This is a genomic window from Maribacter sp., from assembly GCF_016744255.1.
GTDB lineage: Bacteria > Bacteroidota > Bacteroidia > Flavobacteriales > Flavobacteriaceae > Maribacter_B.
In genome coordinates, this window is the sequence record NZ_JADGES010000146.1 from 1 (window position 1) to 6,053 (window position 6,053).

Genomic DNA, 6,053 nt, shown 5'->3' on the forward strand with positions numbered 1-6,053 from the left:
AGAGTACAGAGGTTGCTCGTTTATACAAGCGTACAAATTCTACAGTAAAGAAAGCTTTAAAATTTACTACAAAAAGAAACAAAGCTAAATTAGCTTAATACCTTACTCTTAATTGGAATCCAAACTTCTTCTTCAGAGTCCTCAGAATTATTCTTGTATTTTTCTCCTAGTATTTCAAAATGCGGACGTTGGTCTAAAACATAACTAGACTGTGGGAGCCATACACCATATATGTGTCCCATTGTTTTATGAAAATTACTAGCTAATCCTTTATGAATAAAAACAGCGTACAGACCTCCTGGTAAAATAAAAGGTTCCATGGATTGTGGTATCGTATCATAATCCTTTACCTCGGCCGCCGCCCATTTGGTAAAAAATACTTGGGGAGTAAAATCATTAAAGGCCAAAGTAGCATCATAAACCTGAATAGAGTACAGATTAGAACCTACCATATTGTTTATTTCTTTTTTCTGTTGCATAAAACCTTTCCAAAGATCTTGGGTCTTATTTTGTGCTAAAGACATTTTTAATTGTTTACCTAAGAAATTTTTGTCTTTAATAATTTCAATTCTTGGAATCATTTAGGAACACTATTTTTTATGGTTTAAGGCTGCAGTTCTTCTATATAATCATAAATAGAATTCACAGAGGTTAAATGTAGTAAATTGATATTAGAATCTATATACGTTTGCGAAGGTCTGCCATTTAAAGAAACTTTAGAATTAACGTAAATAGCTAATTTTTTGGAACCATCCGTATTGTGTTTTTTTTCAAGATATTGAGCAAATTGCCAAATCATATCTGGTTGAAAACTCATTTGTTTTTCTTGAATAGGGGTTAAGTGTTGCGACGGATACACTGTAAATTTTTTTTTAGTGTTTTGATCTATGATTTTAAATTCTGTGAATCCATTTTTCTCCATTACCATAACATGCCAAGCAAAACGAATTCCATTTTCGGACCAAAGAACATTATCAGATAAAAAATAATGTCGCAATGGAATGGTTATTTGTAATACCCCATAAAGTAATATCAAAGGAACAATTAGAGCTTTGGTTTTTATCGGACTCGGTATGGAAGGTGTTAGGTTAATGTTGATTTTTAATTTCTGCAATAGATTTTTCCATTCCGATGCAGTAATAAAGATTAAGCTTCCTGCCATCATTAGCCAAGGAAACATACCAATGTTAAATAGCATATAGGTGAGAATATGGAATAGTATAACTAATATATAGGCTATAGGCCTAGTACGTTTAGTCCATAATAGAAATGGAATGCAGAGGTCATACAATGTACCGCTCCAGCTAAAAAGGAAGGCTGTAATATCCGCATCGAACAAAGAACCAATTATAGGAAAATCTGTTCTAGCTTTAAGCCAAATTTTTAAAGGTTGCGCATGGAGTAACCAGTCTGGTTTTAGTTTTGCTATTCCCCCAAAAAAATAAACAATAACTAATTGAAATTTAAGAATATCTACCGTCCATCTGGGAACCATGTTAGTTCTACTTCCTTTTTTAAATAGTGGGTCTATTGCATATTTATTATTTGCAGGAAGCCATATTAGTAAAAAAGCAACTAGAGAAACAAAGTAATAATGGTTAAGATACCACGACTTTTCTATCAGTTCTAAATACGTAAAACTAATAAAGAAGAGAATAGTAGAAAAGCGGTAAAACAAACCCAAGCCTATACAAAAAGCACTTATAGCGCAAAGAGCAACAATTAAGTACATAGTCTCCGATGTAAAAGGGTGCACCCAATTAAAATACTGGTATGTAAAATGAAAGGATGGATTTATATAGCAATCGTCAACCCAACCTTTAGCAATAAAACGTAATTGAGAGAAACATAATAAAAAACCAAAAGCTATTCTGAAAATAGCTAGAGGTAGTATGGAAACAGGTTTAAATAAGTAGGCTTGTATGTTTTTAATCCCCATCATTATCATTAAAAGTAATAGTAGAACCAAGTATATTTGCCATATCTACTTTTATTAAAATAAGTAGTTCTCTCATGGCGTCTTTTAATGCAATAACATTTTCTGGGTTATTTTCTATTTCTTCTTTCAAAGAACTAGGTATTGCATTCAGTTTATTTTCGCAATCTTTGAACTGCGTATTTATTTTTTCTGAAAACGCCTCACTTCCTATTAAAGTTAAAAAATCATCAAAACCAACTCTAAAAGGAGTTTGTGCAAACTCTCCGGAATAGCATTTTTTCAAGGCACTAAGATGGGTTGCGATTATTTCTTTAGAAAAAGAGCTTCGGTATGCTTCTAAACGATTTACTTCTATTGTGCCACCATTAGTATCGCCAAGGGCATTACCGAGTTTAGAAATGATAATTTCTTCAATGAGTGTTACCATTGCATTTATTACTTGGTTTTGACTACCATCAATTCCATTATTAAGTGCGGTGGTAAAAGAAGGAGCGTAATCTGCCCAGATGGAAGCTAATTGGTTTGCTTTAAGTTCTAAATTTTTAGATACAGCTACTATATAATCTAGCCTTCTAGTCTTTGCTGTGTTTTTATTAGAAAATATTAAGTATTCTAAACCAGAAATGCCTTTAGAGGAAGAACCTTTGGTAGCAATATAGTCGGCATTAATTACATCATCACTTGCAATTATTTCTTCTATGTTTTCAGGGTTCGTAGGCCATCTGTTAATTTCAAAAGTTATAAAACTATTGGCTATGTCTCCTAAATCATATAACTCTAATTGTTTCCAGATTAATTGAATAGATTTCCATTGCAGTTGTAGGGTTTCTAAATTTGCTGCAGTAGGCTGTCCTTTATATGTTTTCGCTAGAGAAACCAATACATTAGTTTCTGTAGTGAATTCTATAGTAAGGGGGTAAATTTCATTATCATAAATATTGCTTAGTTGCGCATTCTTATACAACTGAACTTCTGAGGTAAATTCAGAATTTCCTTCTTGTTCGCAGGCTATGAAAATGGTAATACAGATGAAGCAAGCAAAAAATATATAAAAAATGTTTTTGGTATTATTTACTTTCATTTAAAGAGATTTTATAAAGTCAATTAAGTTGGTTCTTTCGGTGAGCGATAGCGTTAGGAATAATTCTTTGGCGTTTTGAGCTTCACCGCCATGCCAAAGAATAGCTTCCTCAATATTCCTTGCTCTACCATCATGTAGTAAGTTAGAATGGTTATTTACGGTTTCAATAAGCCCTATTCCCCATAATGGAGGTGTACGCCATTCGTTCCCAGTGGCTTGGAAATCGGGTTTATTGTCGGCTAAATCGTCCCCCATATCATGAAGTAGTAAGTCTGTGTAGGGGGTTATTTCTTGATTTTCAAGAGCTTCTATGTCGTGGGAGCCAGTAGTGAATTTTGGGATATGGCAAGCTGTACATTTGGTATCTGTAAATATTTTTTTGCCAAGTAGTATATTTTCATCGTCATGATTTCTACGTCCAGGTACTGCTAATGTTGCAGAATATAGGGTTACTTTATCTAGATTCTCATCAGATATTTCGGGAGAACCACCATTTATTATGGAATTGCAGTCTATACCAGGGGGGCAATTTTCATCTAAGAATAAAGAACTGGTTATTCCTAAATCTCCAGAGAAAGCGGCTGCTACTTGTTGTTTCAGATTGGGTTGATTAGCTTTCCAGCCAAACTTGCCTAATTTAGTAGTACCAGATGCAACATCATAAACATAATTAGGTTTTCCAGAAATACCATCATTATCCGTATCATTTTCATCGGCATAATTTAGAAGCGTATTTTCTGGTATAGCATCTAGTAAGCCTAATCCTATCATTTGGTTTGCAATTCTAGGAGATACCTGAACATTGGTATTCATTGCTCCATAAGCTAAATTGGTAAAACTATATATAGGTTTTTGTAATGTAACGCTAGTGCCATCGGCATAGTTTACTACTATTGGCAGGTGTTCTATTTTTATTATTCCCTCCTTTTCAACGTCCAAAATGGAGCCGTCTTGAAATTGCCCGCCATACGTAGGTTCTGGAATGCTATTTTCTAAATTATCGGTTCCAGGAATGCTTAGTCTAAACAATAGACCGTGACCTAACTCTCCTTCGAAAGAAGGTGGTCTTCCTCGGCCATCTTTAAAGTGACAAGCGGAACAAGAACGCGCATTGAATAATGGTCCTAACCCGTCTCTTGCGGTTGTAGATGCTGGTGCAGTAACCCAATTCTGATTGAATAATGAATTTCCTGTAAAAAACAGCAAGCCATTGTCTTCATCTAAATTAGAAGCCTGAAAACCAAATGCGTTTGGCGAAACATCAAAAACTGTAGTTTTTCCGCCAGAAAAAGCTTCGTTTTTATCTGGAACAAGGGGAATGTAATTGTCTTCATCAGAATTATTGCATCTGATAAAAAGAAATAGGATAGAAAATAACAGGAAGAATTTACGTGTGTTTTGCATTGGAATAAAATATAAAGACCATATCAGAATCTATAGTTTAGATTCTGATATGGTTTAAAATAAAAATAGAATTATTCTGGCAACTCTGAAGAAACAGTTATGCCTAAAGCTGCACTTCCTTCTACAAATTTATCGCCAAGTGCTCTTAAAGCAGTTACAGCTTCTAAAACTTTAGGTCTTTCTGTAGCGTCTGTTATGGCAAAATCGAAAGGAGTTGCAGTAGCATCTACTTTTGTTTCTGCATTTGCAAGAGCAGCTGTAATAGCAGCTCCTAGAGTGGCATTTGTTTCTGTTATTAAATCTTCTAAAGATTCTCCGGAAACAGTACTGTAGCTACCGCGAAATACGTTTGCAACCCCAGCAAGGTTTAAACGAACATCTCTATGTGTATTATCACTAAAACAAGAATGTTCATCTTCTTGGTCTTGATTGTCATAAGCAACAAAAACTCTTTCTCCTGCTAATTCAGATTTAGATAAAGTAGAAATACCGGTTAAAATATTCTTTAAAGCAGTATTCTCTTCTAAGGCTAAGAAAGTAGTTCTATAGGCGCCATTTTCTTTCCATTCATCTAGCATTAATTGTAAATGATCAATAAGTAATGCCGCAGTAGCTTTTAAATAATCGCGTCTTCTGCTTTGATTGGCTGCAGTACCACCATCAATAAAATCAGTATAAGGTCTTTGTCCGGCTTTCTTTTCGCTAGGAGAACTAATGTCTTGTCCCCAAAGTAAAAATTCAATAGCATGGTAACCAATGCTAATATTTGCTTCACCACCTTCTTCGTTTAAGCTTTCTAATAAAGCTTTGTCAATAGTAGGGTAGGTGATAACATCGTTTATAATACCAGAGGTTGTATTGTTTTCTACATAATCTATATAGTTTTCATCTAAGGGCCATGCATTAAGTAAACCTTCTGGGCCATCAGTATCATCTATGGGACCGCTAGCAAAACGAAAAGCTTCCGTGGTACCGTAAGATTCACGTGCCGATTTCCATGCTGTCTTTGCAGCGGAAAAATCAGAATCTGTTGGCGTGTCGGCAAAAGTATTTAATGCATTTTGCAACGTAACAGCATCATTGTATGCGTTTTGGTAGTTGCTGTAAACAATAGTAGCGTAATTGGCAATTACTTTTGTTTTGGATATAGCATTTGGGTTAATAGGAGCAACATCATCGGAGTTATCATCTTTGCAAGATGTTAGGGTTAGTAGTGCGCCTAAAACGAATAGGCTAAATGGCTTGTAATTCATGTGTTTTTATTTAGATTGATTAAGAATAGTATGCAAATATATTTACCTCAATCATTTTTCGCAAGTTTATTTAGATTAATTAAAAATAAAAATCATAAAAGGTTCATTACTTTTTAATAGTCAATAGACTAGAGGGAGTGTACTTCTTAATAAAATAAAAGAACCATCAAGAATTATGATTCCTTTAAAATTAGAAAAGGATTCGATGGGTATATCAAAAGAGGGTACTTTTTTCCGTTTAAAAACACATTTTTTCGGTAAGGTGTTTTTGGTGTGATGTACGTTTATCGAGCATTTTTCACACTTAATCAGAGATTGTGTCAGTTACCGAAAAATAGGATGTTTTCAGCGTTTTACAACCTAGCTACATACGGCT

General features: G+C 34.3%; 5 protein-coding genes. All 5 read right to left on the reverse strand.

What is annotated here, in order from left to right; genetic code table 11:
* Positions 1-89: 89 nt before the first annotated feature.
* The 5 genes from QZZ51_RS15860 to QZZ51_RS15880 all read right to left on the reverse strand — a co-directional run bounded on the left by QZZ51_RS15860 (position 90) and on the right by QZZ51_RS15880 (position 5,677).
* Positions 90-581 carry a GyrI-like domain-containing protein gene (locus tag QZZ51_RS15860; RefSeq protein ID WP_291871443.1) on the reverse strand — a complete coding sequence of 164 codons (492 nt, stop codon included), beginning with the start codon at positions 579-581 and terminating at the stop codon, positions 90-92.
* A 23-nt stretch (positions 582-604) separates the two neighbouring features.
* The gene (locus QZZ51_RS15865) at positions 605-1,942 is read right to left on the reverse strand and encodes an HTTM domain-containing protein (RefSeq protein ID WP_291871445.1); all 1,338 of its coding nucleotides are present in this window, start codon (positions 1,940-1,942) and stop codon (positions 605-607) included.
* The gene (locus QZZ51_RS15870; RefSeq protein WP_291871447.1) at positions 1,929-3,020 is read right to left on the reverse strand and encodes an imelysin family protein; all 1,092 of its coding nucleotides are present in this window, start codon (positions 3,018-3,020) and stop codon (positions 1,929-1,931) included. The genes QZZ51_RS15865 and QZZ51_RS15870 overlap by 14 nt, the downstream gene beginning before the upstream one ends.
* Positions 3,021-4,424: a di-heme oxidoredictase family protein gene (locus QZZ51_RS15875; protein WP_291871449.1), complete on the reverse strand. Its 1,404-nt coding sequence runs from the start codon at positions 4,422-4,424 to the stop codon at positions 3,021-3,023. It lies immediately after the preceding gene.
* A gap of 71 nt (positions 4,425-4,495) precedes the next feature.
* A complete protein-coding gene (locus QZZ51_RS15880; protein ID WP_291871451.1) occupies positions 4,496-5,677 on the reverse strand; it encodes an imelysin family protein in 1,182 nt (393 codons plus the stop codon).
* Between the last annotated feature and the right edge of the window lie 376 nt (positions 5,678-6,053).